This window comes from Pandoraea iniqua (assembly GCF_902459685.1).
Taxonomy (GTDB): Bacteria; Pseudomonadota; Gammaproteobacteria; order Burkholderiales; family Burkholderiaceae; genus Pandoraea; species Pandoraea iniqua.
The window spans coordinates 791,776-810,492 of the sequence record NZ_CABPSF010000002.1 but is presented as its reverse complement, the minus strand read 5'-3'; the positions used below and the strand labels follow the sequence as shown (position 1 = coordinate 810,492).

General features: G+C 58.8%; 28 protein-coding genes. 18 read left to right on the top strand and 10 right to left on the bottom strand.

Translation table 11 applies throughout. The features are described from left to right. Window positions 1-207 precede the first annotated feature (207 nt). The 7 genes from dnaB to PIN31009_RS09330 all read right to left on the bottom strand — a co-directional run bounded on the left by dnaB (window position 208) and on the right by PIN31009_RS09330 (window position 3,933). Window positions 208-1,578, bottom strand: coding sequence for a replicative DNA helicase (gene dnaB, locus PIN31009_RS09360; RefSeq protein WP_150790048.1), 1,371 nt, complete (start codon window positions 1,576-1,578; stop codon window positions 208-210). Then, on the bottom strand, window positions 1,575-2,348 hold the full coding sequence (locus PIN31009_RS28150; RefSeq protein ID WP_246185579.1) for a hypothetical protein: 774 nt from the start codon (window positions 2,346-2,348) through the stop codon (window positions 1,575-1,577). The genes dnaB and PIN31009_RS28150 overlap by 4 nt, the downstream gene beginning before the upstream one ends. Before the next feature lie 31 nt (window positions 2,349-2,379). Beyond that, window positions 2,380-2,772, bottom strand: coding sequence for a nuclease domain-containing protein (locus tag PIN31009_RS09350; RefSeq protein WP_150790047.1), 393 nt, complete (start codon window positions 2,770-2,772; stop codon window positions 2,380-2,382). Then, the gene (locus PIN31009_RS09345) at window positions 2,769-3,179 is read right to left on the bottom strand and encodes a recombination protein NinB (RefSeq protein WP_150790046.1); all 411 of its coding nucleotides are present in this window, start codon (window positions 3,177-3,179) and stop codon (window positions 2,769-2,771) included. Before PIN31009_RS09345 ends, PIN31009_RS09350 begins: the two co-directional genes overlap by 4 nt. A gap of 78 nt (window positions 3,180-3,257) precedes the next feature. Beyond that, window positions 3,258-3,464, bottom strand: a complete 207-nt coding sequence (locus tag PIN31009_RS09340) for a hypothetical protein (RefSeq protein ID WP_150790045.1) — start codon at window positions 3,462-3,464, stop codon at window positions 3,258-3,260. After that, a complete protein-coding gene (locus PIN31009_RS09335; protein WP_150790044.1) occupies window positions 3,461-3,688 on the bottom strand; it encodes a hypothetical protein in 228 nt (75 codons plus the stop codon). Before PIN31009_RS09335 ends, PIN31009_RS09340 begins: the two co-directional genes overlap by 4 nt. Then, window positions 3,685-3,933, bottom strand: coding sequence for a transcriptional regulator (locus PIN31009_RS09330; protein ID WP_150790043.1), 249 nt, complete (start codon window positions 3,931-3,933; stop codon window positions 3,685-3,687). Before PIN31009_RS09330 ends, PIN31009_RS09335 begins: the two co-directional genes overlap by 4 nt. 103 nt (window positions 3,934-4,036) lie before the next feature. On the opposite strand from PIN31009_RS09330, the gene PIN31009_RS09325 reads away from it, so the two are divergent. Continuing rightward, window positions 4,037-4,681: an XRE family transcriptional regulator gene (locus PIN31009_RS09325; RefSeq protein WP_174997063.1), complete on the top strand. Its 645-nt coding sequence runs from the start codon at window positions 4,037-4,039 to the stop codon at window positions 4,679-4,681. A 260-nt stretch (window positions 4,682-4,941) separates the two neighbouring features. On the opposite strand, the gene PIN31009_RS09320 is transcribed toward PIN31009_RS09325, so the two are convergent. After that, window positions 4,942-5,298 (bottom strand): hypothetical protein, encoded by a 357-nt coding sequence (locus PIN31009_RS09320; protein WP_150790041.1) that lies wholly within the window; start codon window positions 5,296-5,298, stop codon window positions 4,942-4,944. Here PIN31009_RS09320 and PIN31009_RS09315 point away from each other — a divergent pair. The 14 genes from PIN31009_RS09315 (at window position 5,297) to PIN31009_RS09250 (ending at window position 13,312) form a co-directional block, all read left to right on the top strand. Then, window positions 5,297-5,869, top strand: a complete 573-nt coding sequence (locus tag PIN31009_RS09315) for a hypothetical protein (RefSeq protein WP_246185578.1) — start codon at window positions 5,297-5,299, stop codon at window positions 5,867-5,869. The genes PIN31009_RS09320 and PIN31009_RS09315 overlap by 2 nt on opposite strands. Before the next feature lie 10 nt (window positions 5,870-5,879). Further along, on the top strand, window positions 5,880-6,281 hold the full coding sequence (locus tag PIN31009_RS09310) for a hypothetical protein (protein ID WP_150790040.1): 402 nt from the start codon (window positions 5,880-5,882) through the stop codon (window positions 6,279-6,281). Further along, window positions 6,274-7,551: a hypothetical protein gene (locus PIN31009_RS09305; protein WP_150790039.1), complete on the top strand. Its 1,278-nt coding sequence runs from the start codon at window positions 6,274-6,276 to the stop codon at window positions 7,549-7,551. The genes PIN31009_RS09310 and PIN31009_RS09305 overlap by 8 nt, the downstream gene beginning before the upstream one ends. After that, window positions 7,548-7,787, top strand: a complete 240-nt coding sequence (locus PIN31009_RS09300; protein WP_150790038.1) for a C2HC-type zinc finger protein — start codon at window positions 7,548-7,550, stop codon at window positions 7,785-7,787. The genes PIN31009_RS09305 and PIN31009_RS09300 overlap by 4 nt, the downstream gene beginning before the upstream one ends. Before the next feature lie 103 nt (window positions 7,788-7,890). Then, on the top strand, window positions 7,891-8,976 hold the full coding sequence (locus PIN31009_RS09295) for an AAA family ATPase (RefSeq protein WP_150790037.1): 1,086 nt from the start codon (window positions 7,891-7,893) through the stop codon (window positions 8,974-8,976). 72 nt (window positions 8,977-9,048) lie between these two features. Beyond that, complete coding sequence (locus tag PIN31009_RS09290) at window positions 9,049-9,405, top strand: hypothetical protein (protein ID WP_150790036.1); 357 nt, start codon at window positions 9,049-9,051, stop codon at window positions 9,403-9,405. Then, a complete protein-coding gene (locus tag PIN31009_RS09285) occupies window positions 9,402-9,692 on the top strand; it encodes a hypothetical protein (protein ID WP_150790035.1) in 291 nt (96 codons plus the stop codon). Before PIN31009_RS09290 ends, PIN31009_RS09285 begins: the two co-directional genes overlap by 4 nt. A 16-nt stretch (window positions 9,693-9,708) precedes the next feature. Continuing rightward, on the top strand, window positions 9,709-10,434 hold the full coding sequence (locus tag PIN31009_RS09280) for a hypothetical protein (protein WP_150790034.1): 726 nt from the start codon (window positions 9,709-9,711) through the stop codon (window positions 10,432-10,434). Further along, a complete protein-coding gene (locus PIN31009_RS09275; protein ID WP_150790033.1) occupies window positions 10,434-11,006 on the top strand; it encodes a hypothetical protein in 573 nt (190 codons plus the stop codon). The genes PIN31009_RS09280 and PIN31009_RS09275 overlap by 1 nt, the downstream gene beginning before the upstream one ends. A gap of 316 nt (window positions 11,007-11,322) precedes the next feature. Next, window positions 11,323-11,742: a hypothetical protein gene (locus PIN31009_RS09270; protein ID WP_150790032.1), complete on the top strand. Its 420-nt coding sequence runs from the start codon at window positions 11,323-11,325 to the stop codon at window positions 11,740-11,742. After that, complete coding sequence (locus tag PIN31009_RS09265; RefSeq protein WP_150790031.1) at window positions 11,739-12,149, top strand: HNH endonuclease; 411 nt, start codon at window positions 11,739-11,741, stop codon at window positions 12,147-12,149. Before PIN31009_RS09270 ends, PIN31009_RS09265 begins: the two co-directional genes overlap by 4 nt. Beyond that, window positions 12,146-12,325 carry a hypothetical protein gene (locus PIN31009_RS09260; protein WP_150790030.1) on the top strand — a complete coding sequence of 60 codons (180 nt, stop codon included), beginning with the start codon at window positions 12,146-12,148 and terminating at the stop codon, window positions 12,323-12,325. Before PIN31009_RS09265 ends, PIN31009_RS09260 begins: the two co-directional genes overlap by 4 nt. After that, window positions 12,322-12,987, top strand: a complete 666-nt coding sequence (locus PIN31009_RS09255; protein ID WP_150790029.1) for a hypothetical protein — start codon at window positions 12,322-12,324, stop codon at window positions 12,985-12,987. The genes PIN31009_RS09260 and PIN31009_RS09255 overlap by 4 nt, the downstream gene beginning before the upstream one ends. Before the next feature lie 70 nt (window positions 12,988-13,057). Next, window positions 13,058-13,312, top strand: a complete 255-nt coding sequence (locus PIN31009_RS09250; protein WP_246185577.1) for a helix-turn-helix transcriptional regulator — start codon at window positions 13,058-13,060, stop codon at window positions 13,310-13,312. Between the two features lie 180 nt (window positions 13,313-13,492). On the opposite strand, the gene PIN31009_RS09245 is transcribed toward PIN31009_RS09250, so the two are convergent. Further along, the gene (locus PIN31009_RS09245; RefSeq protein WP_150790028.1) at window positions 13,493-13,972 is read right to left on the bottom strand and encodes a hypothetical protein; all 480 of its coding nucleotides are present in this window, start codon (window positions 13,970-13,972) and stop codon (window positions 13,493-13,495) included. A 353-nt stretch (window positions 13,973-14,325) separates the two neighbouring features. Further along, window positions 14,326-14,925, bottom strand: coding sequence for a LysE family translocator (locus tag PIN31009_RS09240; protein WP_150790027.1), 600 nt, complete (start codon window positions 14,923-14,925; stop codon window positions 14,326-14,328). 361 nt (window positions 14,926-15,286) lie between these two features. Between PIN31009_RS09240 and PIN31009_RS09235 the strand changes: the two genes are divergently transcribed. From PIN31009_RS09235 to PIN31009_RS09225, 3 genes are all read left to right on the top strand, one after another. After that, complete coding sequence (locus PIN31009_RS09235) at window positions 15,287-16,183, top strand: LysR substrate-binding domain-containing protein (protein ID WP_150790026.1); 897 nt, start codon at window positions 15,287-15,289, stop codon at window positions 16,181-16,183. A gap of 104 nt (window positions 16,184-16,287) precedes the next feature. Continuing rightward, window positions 16,288-17,613 carry an MFS transporter gene (locus PIN31009_RS09230; protein WP_150790025.1) on the top strand — a complete coding sequence of 442 codons (1,326 nt, stop codon included), beginning with the start codon at window positions 16,288-16,290 and terminating at the stop codon, window positions 17,611-17,613. A 141-nt stretch (window positions 17,614-17,754) separates the two neighbouring features. Next, a complete protein-coding gene (locus PIN31009_RS09225) occupies window positions 17,755-18,672 on the top strand; it encodes an alpha/beta fold hydrolase (RefSeq protein ID WP_150790024.1) in 918 nt (305 codons plus the stop codon). Window positions 18,673-18,717 lie beyond the last annotated feature (45 nt).

Genomic DNA, 18,717 nt, shown 5'->3' with positions numbered 1-18,717 from the left:
CATGAAATTCAACCTGGTCAGGAGTCAGCTTTCGCGCGCTGGGCGGCTTACTCCCATCCTTGATCTCGAACAGCACATTGCGGCCACGAAAGCCACAGCAGATATCGGGGAAGCCTTGGCCCATCGTGCTAGTTATGGCCACCGTTGCCCCTAGTTGACGGAGCGCCGAGACGATCTGCTTTTGGTTAGCGTCGACCTTTGCTCGCCTCATTCGCTGAACCCCCGAGCCTGACGTTTCGGTGCTGGCGTATGCCCGTACTCACGGCCCGATTCCATGTCCTTGAAGCGCGTGAACATGCCCTCATAAACCAGCGCAAGTCGCCCGATTTCGCCATTGCGCTGCTTTGCCAGAATGACCTCGCAGAGGCCTTTGTCCGGGGTGTCGGGGTTGTAGACTTCATCACGGTATAGGAACATCACCGTATCGGCGTCTTGCTCGATTTCCCCAGAGTCGCGCAGGTCGCTCATCATCGGGCGCTTGTCGCTCCGACTCTCGAGACCACGATTAAGCTGCGCAAGCACGACCACAGGAACGTCCAGTTCCTTAGCCAGCACCTTGAGACCTCGAGAGTTAGCCCCGACCTGCTGAGTACGGTTATCGCCTTCGCCGCTAGCCATAAGCGTTAGGTAATCCACGATGACAAGGCCCAAGCCATGCTTGCGCTTGACGGTGCGGCAACGCGAGCGGATATCACCTAAGGTTCGGGCAGGGCGGTCATCAATGAAGAACTGAAGGTTTTTTGCTCGTTGCATCGCGTGCGTGAGTTTCGGCCAGTGGTCATCGTCCATACGGCGCGGATCACCCAGAATGCCCATAGGAATGCTTCCAAGCGATGCCACGAGGCGACGCATCAACTGCTTCTTCGGCATTTCCATCGAGAACACAGCAACGGGTTTTTGCTCGGCTATGTGCTGGCCAATGCCCATCACGAACGCCGTTTTACCCATTGACGGACGACCTCCCACGATAATCAGGTCGCCACCATTCATTCCTCCATCAAGCTTTTCGTCCAAATCCGAGAAGCCCGTAGGCATTGCGACAACTTGCCCCTCGTGTTGCGTTTGCAGGAGTTCGATGTACTCCGTCATGGCCGTTTGAAGGTCGGCCATATCCTCGCGTTGGTCGGAATTGGCAAATGCCTCAAGCTGTCCGTAAGCGCGCTCCACAAGCTCGGCAGCAGACGCCCCATCGGGGTTAAACGCCATGTCCTGAAGCATTGAACCAAGGCTCGACAGGCCACGCTTAATCGCCCGGTCCCGAACGATCTCGGCATACCGCCCGATGTTGGCGCTACCCGGCACGCTGCTCGAAAGCTTGTCGAGATACTGCATTCCGCCGAAGTCCGCAGCACGCTCCCCAAGGCTCTCAAACACGGTGAACACATCAGCCGGGCGGTTCGCACCGATGAGTTTCATGATCTCAGCAAAGATCGCCCGATGGTCGCCGCGGTAAAAGTGCTCGACCTTCAGGTCGCCAATGCGGTCAATGGCATCGTTGTCGAACAAGAGCGCACCGATGACGGCCTGCTCGGATTCGACGGATTGCGGCACAGCACGCAGGATGTCGTGGTCGCTCATGCTGCCTCCGGGTCGTGGAACCGGCCTTCACGGATCTTCGCGAAGTTCTCGGCCTTCACGATCCAGTCCAAGCCCGGCGTGAACGGCTTGCGGTCTTTGCCCGTCGAACGCCCCGTCAGGAATTCGGACTGGGCGATGTATTCGAAAAACCGTCCCCACCAGTCCAACGTCTGCCGCTTGGCGTCTTCGTTCCACCGGACACGCAGATGCTCGGCACGAGCCGGTGTCCAGTCACGAATTGACGGGTTTGCAGGCAGAAGTTCGTGGTACAGCGCGATGATTTCCTGATGCGGGCATTGCGGTTTTGTCAGCTTCGGTCGCTGATGGGACAGGTTGCCAGCCTCGCTGGCGACAAACTCCCCGTCAGGGGAGTTATCAGGAATCAGGAATCCGGAATCCGGAATCAGAGAATCAGCCGGAGCGCTTCCGATTTTTTCGGAAGTCTTTCCGAGATATTCGGAAGTGCAACCGTTAATGACTGAATCAGGTTCGGAAAACTCAGGTGAAGGAAGGGAGGATTCCGGCTCATTCTTATGCGGGTTCTGATGTTTCTTGAACTCCACGATGAACACGCACTTCACGCCGCCCGACGTGTACCGAGTAATAAAGCCCTGAGCAACGAGCCAATTCAGCATCGACTCGATGTCAAGACCTTCGCGGTAGGGGAAAATCTCTGCCTTGATACGCAATGGGCGATCCTCAAGGCGCCCTTCGCGGTCGGCAAGAAGCCAAAGACCTTCGAACAGAAGGGTGTAAAGCGGATCAGCCACGCCCAAGATTTCGTTCTTGAACAGACCCGGCTTAATGTTTCTTGCTCGCGCCACTTTGCGCCCCCTTCATGCCCTTTACGAGCGACTGCACAAGAATGTGAACCTGTGCGCGCTTTGCTGATTTTGTCTTGAGACAGGCCACGTTCTTCGCCATCAAGCGCTCTCGATCCATGCGCCAACGGTCATACGCTGTGTCCCAGTAGTCACGGCGTTCCTGCTTGCTCAGATTCTTGCCTTGGTCAAGCTCGTGATGGCATGCGTAACAGCCCGGAACCGTCTTCTCGTCGTCCGCCTTGATGCCTTTACCCTTTCCATGCTTAAGCTGGTTGGAATGGCACGGAACGACCGTTTCAGGGTTGTTCGTGCATACGCCGGGGATCTGCAAATAGCAGTCCCGACCGTGGCAAAGGCGGTCGACTTTCATTCGAATTCGACTCCGAGGTGATTTGCTGCCCACGCCTGCACCTGATTGACGTAGGTCGAGAACTCTCCGACTGTCATTTGCGAGGTTGACTTGCGGCGCGTGATGATTTCGCCGTCAGGAAGAGTGACTTCGTCGCAGACACCGAACTTGCGCGAGAAGTACTCGTGCCATGCGTCTTTGTCGAATTGCTTGCCGTCCACCCACGCCTGTTCAGCAATGTCTCGCAGCGCGACGCCCCAATAAAAGCGGTTCTGCTCAGCATTGCGCTTCTTCTCATCGCTAGTGACGATCACACGAAGCGGTTCGCCTTTCTCGAGACATGCCTTGGCGTTCGCTTTGACGAAGGCCAGAACGCTCGTCCAGATCGAAGGGCTACGCAGTTGGAATTCGCGGTAGAGGATGGCCATAGCTCACCTCCAGAACATCAAATAGGTGACGTAGAGCATCGGAAGAATGACGACGGCGCTTATGAAAAGGTCCACGACTCACTCCTCATCATTCGGGACGTTTTGTCCCTGCTTCGGACGGAGCAAGTGCGGCACGGCTCGCGGGTGTAAGACACCGTAGGCGCTTCTGAGGATGTGCATTCCGAAATACTCGTCAGCAGGAATGCCCTCTGCTGCCGCGCGCGTGGCAAGGTCTGCCGCCTCAGGAATCGGCAGCTTTGCGGAGACGATCTGGTCGTCGCTCATGCCGCCACCCGGCGCGGGACGTTTCGGCCTGAGTCGTCACTGACTCCGATCAAGTCGGCAGGCAAAGTACCTACAGCACCGAGCAAGAACTGCTCAGTAATGCGGGCCATCGCGGCAGAATCGCTCTCAATGCCCTGCACAACCTTGAAATGCTGGAGGGCTTCATATGCACGATCACGTAGACGTGTTTTTACTTCGTTGCGAAATTCAGCTCGCTTTTTCATGCGGCCACCTCGTTTGCGCCGTCGGCAGCCTGACGGATATACGTCCAATCGACCTCACCATTGAGGTCTTCGCATCGGACCTTGCCGTCCGTCAAACGCTCGATAGCCGGGCAATGCTTCGCGGGCACCTTTCGATCCTCATCCGTCCATTGCTCGACGGCGGATTTTGATACGCCGAGCGCCCGACCTAGAGCGGCCTTAGAGCCAACAATCGAAGCAGCTACATCAATGGGATGTTCTTTCATGGCCTTAGCTCAAAAGTACGTTTTGCCTGAGTATAGAAAATCTGGAATCAGAGGTCAAGAAACTATTGCCCCAGTAGGTATAGGTGTTCTTTACCATCGGGGAATGGAACTGAAGCAGTGGGTGCGCGACGCGCGTACAAAAAGTGGCATGACGCAAACGCAGATGGGAGACGCCCTCGGCGTGTCGAAGGCCAACATCTCAGCGTGGGAAAACGGTCACCACGAGCCAAGCTGGTCGCAAATGCTGAAGATCAGATCAATGACAGGGATGCCGCTACCAATTGATGATGGCGCCCCTGACACTGACGGCGAGAGCATGCCCCCTGACTTTGCGATGCTACGTCGGCTCGATGTCAAGGCATCCGCAGGTAATGGCAATTTGGTCTTTTACGAGACCGAAAAAGGGCGGCTCGCTTTCCGGCGTGACTTCTTGAAGCAAAGCGGTGTCAGCGAGCGAGAAGCCGTTGTCATTTACGCGGACGGTCTAAGCATGGAGCCGCGCATCCCAGACGGCGCAGTCCTACTCGTGGATACGAGCCGCAAGGATTTGGCGAATAACGAAGTTCACGTGATCCGACTGGAACACGAAATTCTTGTCAAACGCCTACGAAAAGAAATTGGTGGTGGCATCTGGATCGTATCGGATAACCCCGACAAGGCGAAATACCCGGACATCCTCGTCACACCTGACAAAGAAGACCTGATCAACATCATCGGACGCGTTTTTTGGATGGGGGCACGCCTATGAAAAGAACAGTTTTCGTGGCCCTTGGATGCATCTTCCTCGGAGGGTGTGTCACTTGGGGGCAAATGGATAAAGGGCTTGATGCCTTGGGAGGAAAACCGGTGGATACCGCAATAGGTGTCTTAGGAATGCCATCCGGCGAGCAACGGATTGCAGGGCATCATTACATTCAGTGGGGTCGCTCAAGCTCTGGATTTATGCCGATGACATCGCCTTCTCAGACTTATGGGAACTTCAACATTGGGAATTCTTACGGCAACTATTCATCCACCACATACAACACCAGCTACATCCCTATCAACCTGAATTGCACGATTACGCTTGAGCTCGATAGCTTGGCCATCGTCAGACGTGGAGCCTACAACGGGAATCTTGGTGGCTGTAGGCCGTACATCCAGAGCCTGAACAAATATAGAGAACAGATCGGCGCACAATAGCCCGAAAGCGACGCCAACAAGTCCCGCGCAATGCGGGATTTTTTTCGTCCGCACGAAGCATAGAAGACAACGGGAAATCACTAGGTAAAGAAAATCACGACTCAACGTCAATTTTTCCTTGACCTTAAAGGCCAGCTTTTCTATACTTGCCTCATGCTCACGAAACGACATGAGGCCAGCCATGCAAACCATCAGCAGCACCCTTGATCTCGACAGCGTCGTACTGAGCGCTGGCGCACATGAAGCCGACAGCGGCCAACACTGCCTGCTCGAAGTCGTGAGCCTATTCGCTGGCGAGTCCTTCGGTGACTCTCCAGCGTGCGTCGATCCGGTTCTGGCAGCGTTCGGCCGCGCTTGGAACGACGGCATGCGCACGGACGAGGAACGCGCCCAACTCAAGCAGTACATCCCGCTGCTCGTAGGCACTGCTGGCTCGAAAGAACTCTCTGAGAAGCGCTCGTGGATGGCCTTCGATTGGCTCGTGCGCGTGCACTGCGCTGCATGGCTCGCTCTCACGCCTGCACTGAAGGTGCACGCCGACATTCTCGTCTCGCTTCCCGAAATCACGTGCCGGGCTGAACTCGATATTGCATTGCCAAAAATTAATGAGGCACGGGCCGCCGCAGGGGACGCCGCAGGGGGCGCCGCATGGGCCGCCGCAGGGGGCGCCGCAGGGGCCGCCCTCGAACCCACCGTAAAAACTCTTCAGGTCAGCGCGCACGAGTTGTTCGCTCGCATGATCGCCGTGAAGTGAGGTAACTGAAATGGCACAAATTGATGCAGTAGAGCGCGACACCAATCGCCACCTGGCGAACCTGTCGCACGAAGAAATGCGGCGTGCGTTCGTCGCAGAACAAGCCGAGCGCCGCGCTCAAATGATCGAGGCGAATCTGACCATCGAGCGCGTGATGCAGGCTCTTCCGGGCATTGTGGAGCGCTCTGAGGCTGTGCTGATCGTCGCTGCGTTCCGTGGTGGCCCGGCGAGCATTCTTCGCCTCGGCCCGATCCTGCCGAACATGCTTCGCCGCGCTTGGTACGAAATGGCTGAGCTTGAGGTGGAAAAGGCGCTTGAGGGCTGCACGATGGATCGTATCGAGCCTATCGAGATTGCTGCGGCTCATGCGTTTCACCGCTCGCGTCTTGTTGCGGAGGCTAATCATGGCTGATACCAAGACCGTGACGTTTGAAGCGATTCGTGCAGCAGGTGGGATCGTCCACAGCGACGGAAACATCTTCTTCACCAACGCTGAGCAGTTTCGTGCTGCCGCTGCGTCGGTCATCACGCCAGCCGCACAGAGCGCAGGGCAAGAGGCGGTGGCGTGGATGAATCCGGACGAACACGATGCGGGCGACGCGTTCATCTGGAACAAGGCCGACCATCTGCCGAGCTATTCCGTGCCCGTGTATCGACACGCCGCGCCCGTGAATGGCGGCGAGCAATCCAACGCCATCAACGCGGAACTGCTGGAAGCGCTGGACAAACTCACGGATGTCTACGCCGCGATGCGAGTGGAACTTGTTAAGCAGTATCCACAGGACGGCTGGTCTGTTGAAACGATGACGCTCGACGCCGCGCGCGCCGCCCTCTCCAAAGCACGAGGTGAACAGGTATGCGAGATCAAAAAGACGCCCGTGGTCGGCGATGAAGTCTATGACATTCACGGTCGGGCAGCGGTCTACGTGGCCGTTACGGGGAATGGCTACATCGTCGAACCCATCTTCGAGCACGAGGATTGCGAGCCGAGTTATGGAAAGCCTGAGACGTGGCGCGAAGTATTCTCTACGCCCCCCGTGGAGAAACTGCATGCGGAAGTCGCTGAACTGGAGCGGCAAGCAAATGCACAGCGCGCGGAAATGGCAGAGCTTCGCCAAGAACGCGACCAAATGGATCGCGGCTTCGCTGCTCGAAAGGCCGAACGCATGCAGTTCGACCAACTGAAGACACTAGACGATTTCATCGCCGGAAAGATCACGCATTTTTTCGTGGTTGAAGGCTACGGTGAACGCATGTCGATTCAGACATTTGACGACTTCATGAAAGAAACGTCAGAACGCTACGGTCGAAAGCTACGGCTGCTGTCCCTTTACGGCGAATCGAACGGCGAACTTTCGTGGCATGTAGACCGATATTCAGACGGTTCCGGTGGCAGCCATGGCCGTTGCTTCCCTTCGCTGTCATTTGAAGAGGCAGTAACGCACGCCGCCAAATGGCTCGACAGCCGCTATATCGAATGCCGCAAACAAGAACGTAAACATAGCGCTAGCTCGCTTGCTGCCGAGGCTGCGAAGTTCCATCTGCCGGTACCGGATGACATCGCTGAATGGGCAAAACAGCAAGACGAGAGTACCAACAAGCTAATGCTTGAGGAAGCTCGCCAGAAACTCGCCAAAGCGAAAGCACTCGTCGAAGAACTCGAATTCGGAGGTGCCGCATGAACCTCCTTCGCCGCCTCGACCAAGAGCAATGCCTTCGCTGCGGGAAAGCGGGCCATAGCTCGGAGGATTGCCCGAACGGCATGCCTCGGATTCTCGTGAGCTTCTTCGCTCTGATCCTTCGCACGACAGCAATTCTGGCGATCTTCTTCTTTCTCGTCGGCACGCTCGATTACTGCGCCGAGACATATGCAAACGATGTTCCTACCTACGGGAGGCCCGCATGGAACAAGAACTGAGTTGGGATGAGTACGTGGCCACGATGCGGCGTCTCGGCTTCGTGCTTAACGGTGGCTGGCATGACGGTTGGCCGACCTTTTCGCGGATTCATTGAGATAAATCATGGGAATGCTTAAACCCGCCACCAACAAACACGCCTTCGCCAAGGTTGGCATCTATGGCCCGGCTGGCTCTGGAAAGACGCGCACGGCTGCTGAAATTGCTGTTGGTCTTCACCAATTCGCGAAGTGCGACAAACCGGTCGGCATGTTTGACACTGAACCGGCAGCCTCCTACATCAAACCGATTTTTGATGCTGCTGGCATTGAGTTCTTGGTGTACGACGAAAGCCGCGCGTTGAAAGACCTGATGGCCTTCATGGATGAGGCAGAACAGGAATGCAGCATCGTCATTGTCGACTCGATCACGCACGTCTGGCGCGACGCCCAAGAATCGTATCTGGCAAAGATCAATGAGGGTCTGAAGAAGAAAGGGCGTCGCCCGATCTATGGCCTGGAATTCCATCATTGGCGTCCGATTAAGGCCGCTTGGGGGGATTTCACAGACCGTTTCCTGTCGTCAAAACTGCACATGATCATTTGCGGTCGTGCTGGTGCGATCTACACGTACCAAGAGAACCAAGAGACCGGCAAGAAGGAGTTGATCACGGATGGTTCGCGTATGGCGACAGAGAAGGAACTGGGCTACGAGCCTAGCCTGCTCATCGAAATGCAGCGCAAGCGTGAAGACGGGCGCACGATCAATCGCGCCCTAATCGAGAAAGATCGTTCTGACCGCATCAACGGCCACGAATTGGACTTTCCCACATTCGACTCTTTCAAGCCGCACTTTGCCTTCCTTAATCTCGGTGGTCAGCACTTCGAGAGCATGGAGCGACGCGATAGCAAGGACTTATATACCGAGGAAGGCTCTGATTCGTGGTCTTTCGAGCAACGCCAACGCACCATCTACAGCGAAGAAATTGCCGAATTGCTCAAGAAGCACTTCCCGTCACAAGGCGCAGAGGACAAGCAAAAGCGCGCTGAATGGCTGGAACGAATCTTCGAGACCCGCAGTTGGACGAAGGTCGAGAACACTCCTAGCGATGCTCTCAAGGAAGGATTGGAGCAGCTTCGTATCTGCCTTGAACCGCCCAGCCCACTTCCTGATGAAGGACCGGACGAAACCCTTTCCGTTGACGCCGCGTAACGCCTTCGAGGCTCCCGGCTGGCCGTATCTCACCCAATGGGGAGAACAGCCGGACTTATATAGGAGAGATTCATGAGCTACATGGACCCACGCCCCGAAGGGCTGAATACCCAGCCAGCGCCGCCTTCAGTGGTGGAGACGCTGACGCGCCGCACCGAGGCCGAGTACCTCACGCATGACCTCTTCATGGGCGAGGAGGCCGACATCAAGTGCCGCACCGTGAAGCTCGTCACGGCTCGCAAACCTCACGCATGCTGGCTTGGTCAGGCCCTCGGCGCAAAGCCGCACGAGATAGCCGTCGGCGAACTGCACCGGTACGAAAAGGCGTTGGTAGACGGCGACTACTGGGGCAGCTATCGCTGCTGCCTTCGGTGCATGGATGCCGAAATCGACGATGTCCAAGGCACGTCCAACGGAGACGACAAATGACCGTCTGTACGCCGATTCAACGCGTAATCGCTGCCGGTCAAGTCGATGTGAACACGCCATCCGAGTTCGAAGGGTGGTGGAGCGACGGCTATTGGATCCGAGTCGCCCAGGATGAGGACTACACCAACGACTGGTACATCACCGTCAAGCATCCGGACGGTGGGTATCTGTACGACGGCTGGTGGAGCGATAGCGGGCACCGGACCGTCGACGAGGCGGTCGCTGAAGCATTTCGCGGCGCCGAACTTCTGGTCGGTGGCGCCAAACAGGAGAACCAGAATGCATGATCTCAAGACCGTGACGTTGGCCGACGCCATCATCAAGCAGATCGCGGACCCGATGTACAAAAACTGGACGATTCCGGATGCTGTGCGCGACGCGATCAAGCGCGTTTGCGAGGACACGCCAGCCGCACAGAGCGCAGGGCAAGAGGCGGTGGCGGAAGTGCGGTCGAAGCACGGTGACCCGGAAGTGTTCGGTGAGCGCGAACTGGTCACGCTCACCGACATTCAGAAACTGCCCTATGGCACGAAGTTCTACGCCGCGCCCGTGAATGGCGGCGAGCGCGAGACCGGCTATCAACCGTATTCCGCGCACGACTTCACGAACTTGGTAGCTGAGAATTCCAGTCTGCGGCTAGACGTTCAGCGCCTCGAAAAGCAGGTGCTTCAGTTGAACGAGGAATTGCACACGGCTGACTTAGTGCGCGCCGCAGATGCGCCGCAGGTGGGAAATTTGCGCGACGACCAAGTGGAATGGGTCGTCAACGATATCGCCGAGCTTGGCGTGAAGATCGGGCAGCAATTTTTCTGGCTATACAAAGGCAGGAGCCTCGTCTACGAAGAAGCCAAGCACGATGACGGTTCGCCGATGCATTGGCGCCATGTCTTCAAGCGCGAGTTCGGCGAATGCGCTCATCCGATCAATCGCATGAACCCGGAAATGATCGGGACTGTTTCTCTTGACGATAGCGAAGACTGGCGACCTCTCCCCGATGCCCTCACGTCTCCCGCGAAGGAGCAAAAATAATGAGCGAAGTGACAATCACGGTTTCCGGCAGGGTCGGCAGCGGTAAGTCGGCGTTGCTGGGTGAAATCGAAATCCTGATGAAAGCGCTTGGCTTGCCGGTGCGATATCAGGATGCTGCGGCCGCCAAGTCCGAGAAGAACATGACGCACGCCGATTGGACGGACTCGCTTGAAATGTACAAGCCGTCAGTCATTCTGGTGGAGCAGGGGCCGTCTCCCGCAAAGGTGGGCGGTGATGAGCATGAAGCGCTTGAATGGCCTGCTCTCCCACGGTTCCCGACGCCTACCATCCGGCACGCCAATGGCAGTGGGTATTTCACCGAGCACCAGATGCGGGGCTACGCAAATGCATACGGCGAGGCGGTACGCGCCGCGCTGTCGGCGGATGGCGGGGATGGTGAACGGCTGTCGCAGATTGCGTGGCTGATCGCCAGCATCTTCGTGCACGGAGGCTTCAAGGCAGAAACTCACAACGAGCGCGAGTTGGAACGCCTGTTACGCGAGAACGGAACGTTCTTCGATTCCATCGAGGAATATGACGCCGCCATTGCCGGCAAGGCGAAGGGGGCGTGATGCGAAACTGGCTCAAGTGGATAGTTGCACGTCAGGAGATGGCGGCACTCGAACGCTATCGAGCGGCAGTGCAATGCGCGGACAGATGGCTTGCCGAGTTCCCCGATGCGGTCGATGCCCTATCGCACGTGAAAGCGTGGGGCGAAGGGAACGGCGGCGACACCGGATACGAACACAGCATCGAGAAGGTTCGCGAGCGTATGCGACGCCGGTTCGATAGCTTCAATCCCAAGGCTCACGGATTACCGCCCTACCCGACCGGTGATGTTGCAGGGCCGTGCGTATGCGGTTCATGGCCCGGCAGCGAATGCCTCAAATGCCCGGTGATACCGGCGAAGGGGGAGTGATGACTGACCGCGAACTGTTGGAACTGGCAGCACGGGCCAATTGGGCACGCGAGGTAGCAGACGATGAAATCGGCCTGCGATACAGCGAAGCCGATGATGGGATGCTCTATCTGCATGCCGACAACCAAGACCATAACGGATGCGACCGGGAATTTCGGTGGAATCCGTTGGCCGAGAATCACGACGCGTTCGCGCTCGCTGTGAAACTTCGGTTGGAAGTGGAATTTTTCGATGGGGACGGCGACATGTGGGTCAACGTCACCGGGTCGAAAAGCTACCGTGATTTGGCGCAAGAGAGCGTTTCAGACGATGCCGACTGGGAGCGCGCGGCACGCCGCGCCATTGTTACTGCTGCCGCCTCGCAGGCAGCGGAGGAGCGGAAATCGTGAAGCTGACGAAAGCTCAACGCGAGCAACTGCGCATGAAGTACGACGGCCGGTGCGCCTATTGCGGATGCGACCTTCCCGAGCGTTGGCACGCCGACCACTTCGAGCCGTGCATTCGCGACCTGAAGCGCGTGGACACTCCCAACGGCGGCGTGCGTCTCGCGACAACTACACCGCTCAGACCAGAGCGCGATGTCATCGAGAACATGATGCCTGCCTGCCCGCCGTGCAACATCAGCAAGGCGTCAATGTCGCTCGCATCCTGGCGAAATTGGCTCGCCGGGCACGTCAGCTCGCTGAACAGCTACCACCCGATCTACCGGCTGGCGAAGCAGTACGGACTCATTCAGGAGACCGGCGCGGCCGTCGTGTTTCACTTCGAGCGCGTATTACAGGAGCGGAAATCGTGATCTTCGTCATCGGCTTCGCTCTAGCCATCGTCTTCGGGACGATAGCAAAGGCAATTCAACCCGCGTTCTATGAAGAACCGGACGTACCCGATTTCGTGTGCGTGGCGCTGTTTCTCATCGGGATCATCATGATGCTGGTATCCCTCTGCATGCTGGCGTGGAGGTATCTGCCATGAGACAGAACGAGATCATTCTGGGCGACTGCCGACGCATCGTTATCTCGTGCTTCGACAAGACGGGGAACATGGTCAAGCCGTGGGCGGACGCCGGATACCTCTGCTACTGCGTCGATATCCAGCACCAAGCAGGCAAACGGCATGACGGAAATATCGTCTGGGTGGGTGCTGACATGCTCGACTGGATGCCGCCACGAGGTGATATTGCTGCCGCATTCTTCTTTCCGCCTTGTACCGACGTGGCGGTGTCTGGCGCGCGCTGGTTCAAAGACAAAGGCATCGGCTCTCTCATCATGGCGCTACGTCTGTTCGAGGCATCCGTGAAACTGGCCGAATGGTCCGGCGCACCGTACCTGATCGAGAACCCGGTGAGCACGGTGAGTTCGTACTGGCGAAAACCGGACTACACCTTTCACCCCTACGAGTTTTCCGACCTGTGCGCGGATGACAACTACACGAAGAAGACTTGCCTGTGGACCGGCGGTGGCTTCGTCATGCCGTCGGCACAGCGCGATTTCCTCTTGGGGACGCCGGATGATCGAATCCACAAAGCTCCCCCCGGCCAAGACCGAGCCGATTTCCGTAGCGCGACGCCGATGGGATTCGCACGCGCGGTCTTCTACGCGAACCACAAGCCACAAGCAATCGAGAAGGCAGCATGACCACCCACCTGGCCACGGCCGAAGCACTGGAAGAGATTCTGCGGGTTACGTCCCGCGCACGGGAGATACGATGATGAGCGCCCAACACAGCAACAAACCTGAACGCATGCTCAAGCTGAAAGACGTGATCGATCAGGTGGGTTACGGCAAGACCGCGATCTATAAGCGCGTGAAGGATGGCACGTTCCCCGCGCCCGTGAACGTCGGGTACGCGAGCCGTTGGCTTGAGTCCGAAATTCAGCAGTGGATCGCCAAGCAGGTCGCGGCGGCGCGCGGCGGTTCGGTGGAGGATGCCGATTCAGGTACGGTGCAAGCCGCGCATTGACGGTGGTATTTCTGGTGGTATCTGACAACACCGATACGCCGGGACCACCGTAAATACTGCATCGCAGGCGTTATTCAGATCCCCGCCGGCTCCACCAAAACATAGCGTATCGACGACAACGGAAGATGCGCTGATCGATTGAAAAACGGACCTTCGGGTCCGTTTTTCATTTCTGCGCCGCTATCCCTGATACCGCACAATAAACAGCGTCGCAGCCACCAACGCGGGGCAGACCGTCAGCAATGTGCCGATGATCCAGCGCGTTTGCGACATCATCATCTGACTTATCGTCGTGAATCCGGCGTGCATCTCCGAGCGGACCGCTTTGAACTCGGTGTGCATTTCGGTGCGTAGTGATTGAAGACCGGTATGCATCTCGGTGCGCACCGCTTTGAATTCCGCGTGAACGACCTTGAATTCAGCATGCATCTCCATGCGCACCGCTTGAAAACCGGCATGCATCTCCATACGCACCGCTTTGAATTCAACGTGCATTTCATTTCGCACTGCCTTGAATTCACTGTGCATCTCACTGCGCAGTGCCCCAACCTGCTCATGCAGTTCGACGCGCAAGGCGCCTGTCTCTCGTTGGAGATCGGTCTTCGTGCACAGCGTCGGCAGCACTGCCTCGATGCGTGCAACGCGTTTCGCTAAGGTCATGGGTGCATTGCCCCTCGGTGCAGCGCCCGCGCACGATTCGTCGCGTAACGACATGCGGAAAGGGGCAATGGAGAGTTTACGGAGTGTTCCCAACATAATTTCGGCTCGGGCTGGTTCAGCCCTCGCTCGCCTCGACATTCGGATACGGTGAAATCAACCCGCCAGACGCGAAGCAAAGGCCTTTGCAGCACATTCGCTCACTCGCTTACTGACGGCATTCCGTTACCGTATCGCAGAAAGCCATAGCGTTGCAGGTGCGTAGCTCGCACCTGACCTCCCCGCCAACACCTCCGCCCCGCCGCCGTTCCATCCAATTTCCCGCAACGAAAACGGCAGCGACACCCTGCATCGCATCAATCCACGAGAATCGGGTACAGGGATGCCACCAGCAGCGCCGCCGCCACACCGTTGAAGATGCGGACCGAACGGGCGTCTGTCAGCACGCGGCGCATGGCCGTGCCAAAGCCTGCCCAGAGGCCGATGCAGGGTGCGCCCAGCACGCCGTAGATCGCCGCCAGCAGCAACACATCCAGCAGATTCGAGCCGTTGGGCAAATAAGTGCTGATTGCCCCCACCGCCATCACCCACGCTTTCGGATTGACCCACTGGAACGCCGCGGCACCGAGAAATCCCATCGGCCGAGCCCGCTCGCGACTCGCGTCGTCCATCGGCCCCGAGCGCGCCAGATGCCACGCCAGCCACAGCAGATACGCCGCGCCGACAAACTTCAAGACCGTGTGAATGATAGGAAATTTGATGAAGACCGTATGCAGACCGGTGCCGGTGAGAAACACCATCAAAGCGAAGCCGCAAGCAATACCCGCCAGATGGGGCAGCGTGCGCAGAAAGCCATAATTCAGGCCGGACGCGAGCACCATCATGTTGTTGGGTCCGGGTGTCACCAGCGTGATGACAGCGAAAGCGCAGAAGGCCAGCAGTTGTTCAGTCGTCATGATCGAATACGGTTTTTTGCTGCCCCGGCAAGACCCCACGGGGCGCATCGGACCAGAAACCAGCCCGAGGATTACGGTGAGACAGCATAGGCAGTGCGTCCGCACGAATCCCGGTACAGTTCACCAAAACCGGACAGGCCTGTACTGGCGGCCAGCCATGACAGTTCGTCTTACCCCCTCACCAATCCGCCGCGAATCGGCTGAACCGACTCAACCAACTCAATCGACTCAACCAGTTGAATCGCCCGATCACACAGACCCCGCAGTGTCATGCGAAAATCGACGCCATCCGAAGCCCATTGAAAGCCCATCCAAAGCGCGCGAAATCTCTGGCGCGCCGACCGATGAAACACGCCCCGCCATGCCGCCTCGCCTGCCCCCGCTGTCTGCGCTGCGTTTGTTCGAAGCTGCCGGACGGCATCAAAGCTTCAAACGCGCCGCCGCCGAACTGCACCTCACACCCAGTGCGGTGAGCCATGGCATCGTCGGGCTGGAGCAGACGCTCGGCATCGCCCTCTTCACGCGCTCGCCGCAAGGGCTCTCGCTCACGCCCGAAGGTGTCGACTATCTCGCCTACGTGACCGAGGCATTCTCGCTGCTCATGACCGGCACACGTCGCCTGCCCACACGCGACTCGACACGTGCCATCGCCCTCACCTGCGCACCGACGCTCGCGTCGCGCTGGCTGCTGCCTCGCCTGTCACGCTTTACCCAACGCATGCCCGATGTCGACGTCACACTCGACACCTCGCGCCGGCAAGTCGGTTTCCCGACCGATGGTTTCGACTTCGCCATACGGCTGTCCCGCGCACCGGTCGCCAGCGACACGTGGCACCGGCTCTTCGGCGAACAGTTTGTGCCCGTATGCAGCCCGGCCTATCACGCCGCCCACGCAAACGCGCACGGCAAGATCGACTTGCAAGCCGTCACCCGTATTCACGTGAGCAGCGCCAGCGAAGACTGGCAAGGCTGGATCGAAGGGGCCGGCGTCGACGACTTCGACGCGCGCGGCGGCCTGAGCTTCGACAGCATTCAAATGGCCTTCGACGCGGCGATCATTGGGCTGGGCGTGGTCATCGGCCGCCGCCCGCTGGTCGACGAATATCTGGCGAATGGCGCATTGATGCCGGCACACGACATCACCACCACGTCACAAGGCGCCTACTGGCTGATTTGCGCGGACGATATCGAACCCCATCCGGCATGCACCGCCTTTCGCGACTGGGTCATCGAAGAAGCCAGCCAAGCCCTGCGATAGCCTGAATCATCGCACTGAGTGAATTTTATTCACTCGCTATATCGCATTACTCCTTTGCCACACGGAGATTCCGTTGCGAAACTTCGGTGAGGAGGATTCACCATATGACACAAACCGCATCGGCATCGCCATCGCTGCAAGGCCGCGTCACGCTCATCATTCTCGCTGGCGCACTCGTGCTGAGCGCCGCCATGGGCACCCGGCAGACGTTCGGGCTCTTCATCAATCCGTTTTCCTACGACCGTGGCGTGCCCGTCACGTTAGTCGCCTTCGCCATTGCGCTGCATAACCTCGTATGGGGGTTTGCGCAGCCGTTCGCGGGCGCCATGGCCGACCGCTATGGTCCTGCACCGGTGGTCGCCTTCGGCGCCTTTGCTTTTGCGGGCGGACTCGCGATGGCGGCCCTCGCGCCCTCGGGTGTCTGGCTCGTCATCGGGCTTGGCGTGCTGGTCGGACTGGGCATCAGTTGCACGACATTCGGCGTCGTTCTACCGGCGGTGAGCCGCGCCGTGTCCCCCGAAAAGCGCTCGATGGCCATGGGCCTTGTGAGTGCGGGCGGCTCACTCGGGCAGGTCGCCCTCGTGCCGGTAGCACAGGGACTGCGTCAGGCGTACGGCGTTTCAACGTCGCTGTTCGTCCTCGCGCTGATCCTGTGCTGCGCCGCGCCGCTCGGCTTCTTCATGACATTGCACCGACGCAAGGCGTCCGCCACGAAGGCCACGAAGGCCACGATGAAGGCCACGACGAGCGCCGCTGCATCGTCCTCATCAACAACGACGACAACCCAGCATAACGACGGCGAACACGTCTCCTTACGCGACGTCCTGTACCAAGCACGCACCCATCGCGGCTTCCAGTTGCTCACGCTCGGCTTCTTCACCTGCGGCTTCCAGCTCGCCTTCATCGCGACGCATTTGCCCGGCTATCTGCTCATGTGTCACATGCCGGTCGGGCTCGGCGCCACGGCACTCGCCCTGATCGGTCTGTTCAACATGGCCGGAAGCTGGGCCTGCGGCTGGCTCGGCGGACGCTATCGTCAACATCACGTGCTCGGCTGGCTGTACCTGATCCGGGGCGGCGCCATCGCGCTGTTCTTCCTGCTGCCGAAATCCGACACGAGTGTGGTGATTTTCGCGGCCGTCATGGGGTTGACGTGGCTGGGCACGGTGCCACTGACAAGCGGTCTGGTCGCCAAAGTATTCGGTGCACGGCACTTGGGCACGCTCTTCGGCGTGTGCTTCATGAGCCATCAGGTGGGCTCGTTTCTCGGCGCGTGGCTGGGCGGCTATGTGCTCGACGTCACCGGTTCGTACAACCTCATCTGGGCCGCCACCGCGATTCTCGGGGCCGTCGCCGCTGCACTGCACTTCCCGATTGACGACGCCAGCGTCGTGCCGCCCATGCGCCAGCCGGTCCCGGCAACGGCATAGCCTCATCAGGACATCGGAAGGTCGGGATACAGCGCCATAGCGACACACGGTCATTACCTCCGAGGTAATCGACCGTGTGCACACCGCCCGAGACAATGGCTTCACGTTTTGCCGGATTCCCCGGCCTTGTGGAGCCTGATCATGCTGACCCGACTGCCGCTTTCCTCGAATACGCTCACTGCCCGCCATCCCGCTGCCGACCACGACGCGGGCGTCGCGAGCCCCGGCAACACACCGCCGATCACCGCCTCCGGCTACCTCGCCGGCAGCGATGGCACCGCACTCTTCTACCGCGACTGGGGACACGGCAAACCCGTGGTGTTTCTCTCGGGATGGACGCTCGCCAGCGATATCTGGGCCTATCAGATGACCGCCCTCGCCGGTGACGGCTTTCGCTGCGTGGCATACGACCGTCGCGCACACGGACGCTCGGCCGACACCGGACGCGGCTATGACTACGACACCCTCGCCGACGACCTGCATGCCGTGTTGGACGCCCTCGATCTGAGCGATGTGACGCTCGTCGGCCACTCGTTCGCGGGCGGTGAAATCGTGCGCTATCTCACGCGCCACGGCATGCGACGCGTCTCACGGATCGTCTTCGTGTCACCGGCCGCCACGCCGTATCTCGTGAAGACTGCCGACAACCCCACTGGCGTGGACGCACAACTCTTCTACGCATCACTCGACGAAATGCTCACCTCGTTCCCCGACTGGATCGAACGTCGTGCCGCGCCCTATTTCGGGCCGGGCACGTCGCAAGCCGTGATTCGCTGGACGTCAGACCTGATGCTGCGCACCTCGCTGGACGCTGCCGCCGCGCTCAACCGCGTGCAAACATCGACCGACTTCCGGCCCGAGATGGCTGCGCTCGACATTCCGGCGCTGGTACTGCATGGAGATTGCGACGCGAGTGCGCCGCTGGAGGTCACCGGCCGACCGACGGCGCAGGCGATTGCGGGCGCCGTGCTCAAGGTCTACGAAGGTGGCACGCACGGCATGTACTTCAATCAGGCCGCCCGAATGACACGCGACATTCGCGAGTTCGCGAATCGCTGATCGCTGATCGCTGATCGCCGATGGTGAGAATCGGCACACCTGACA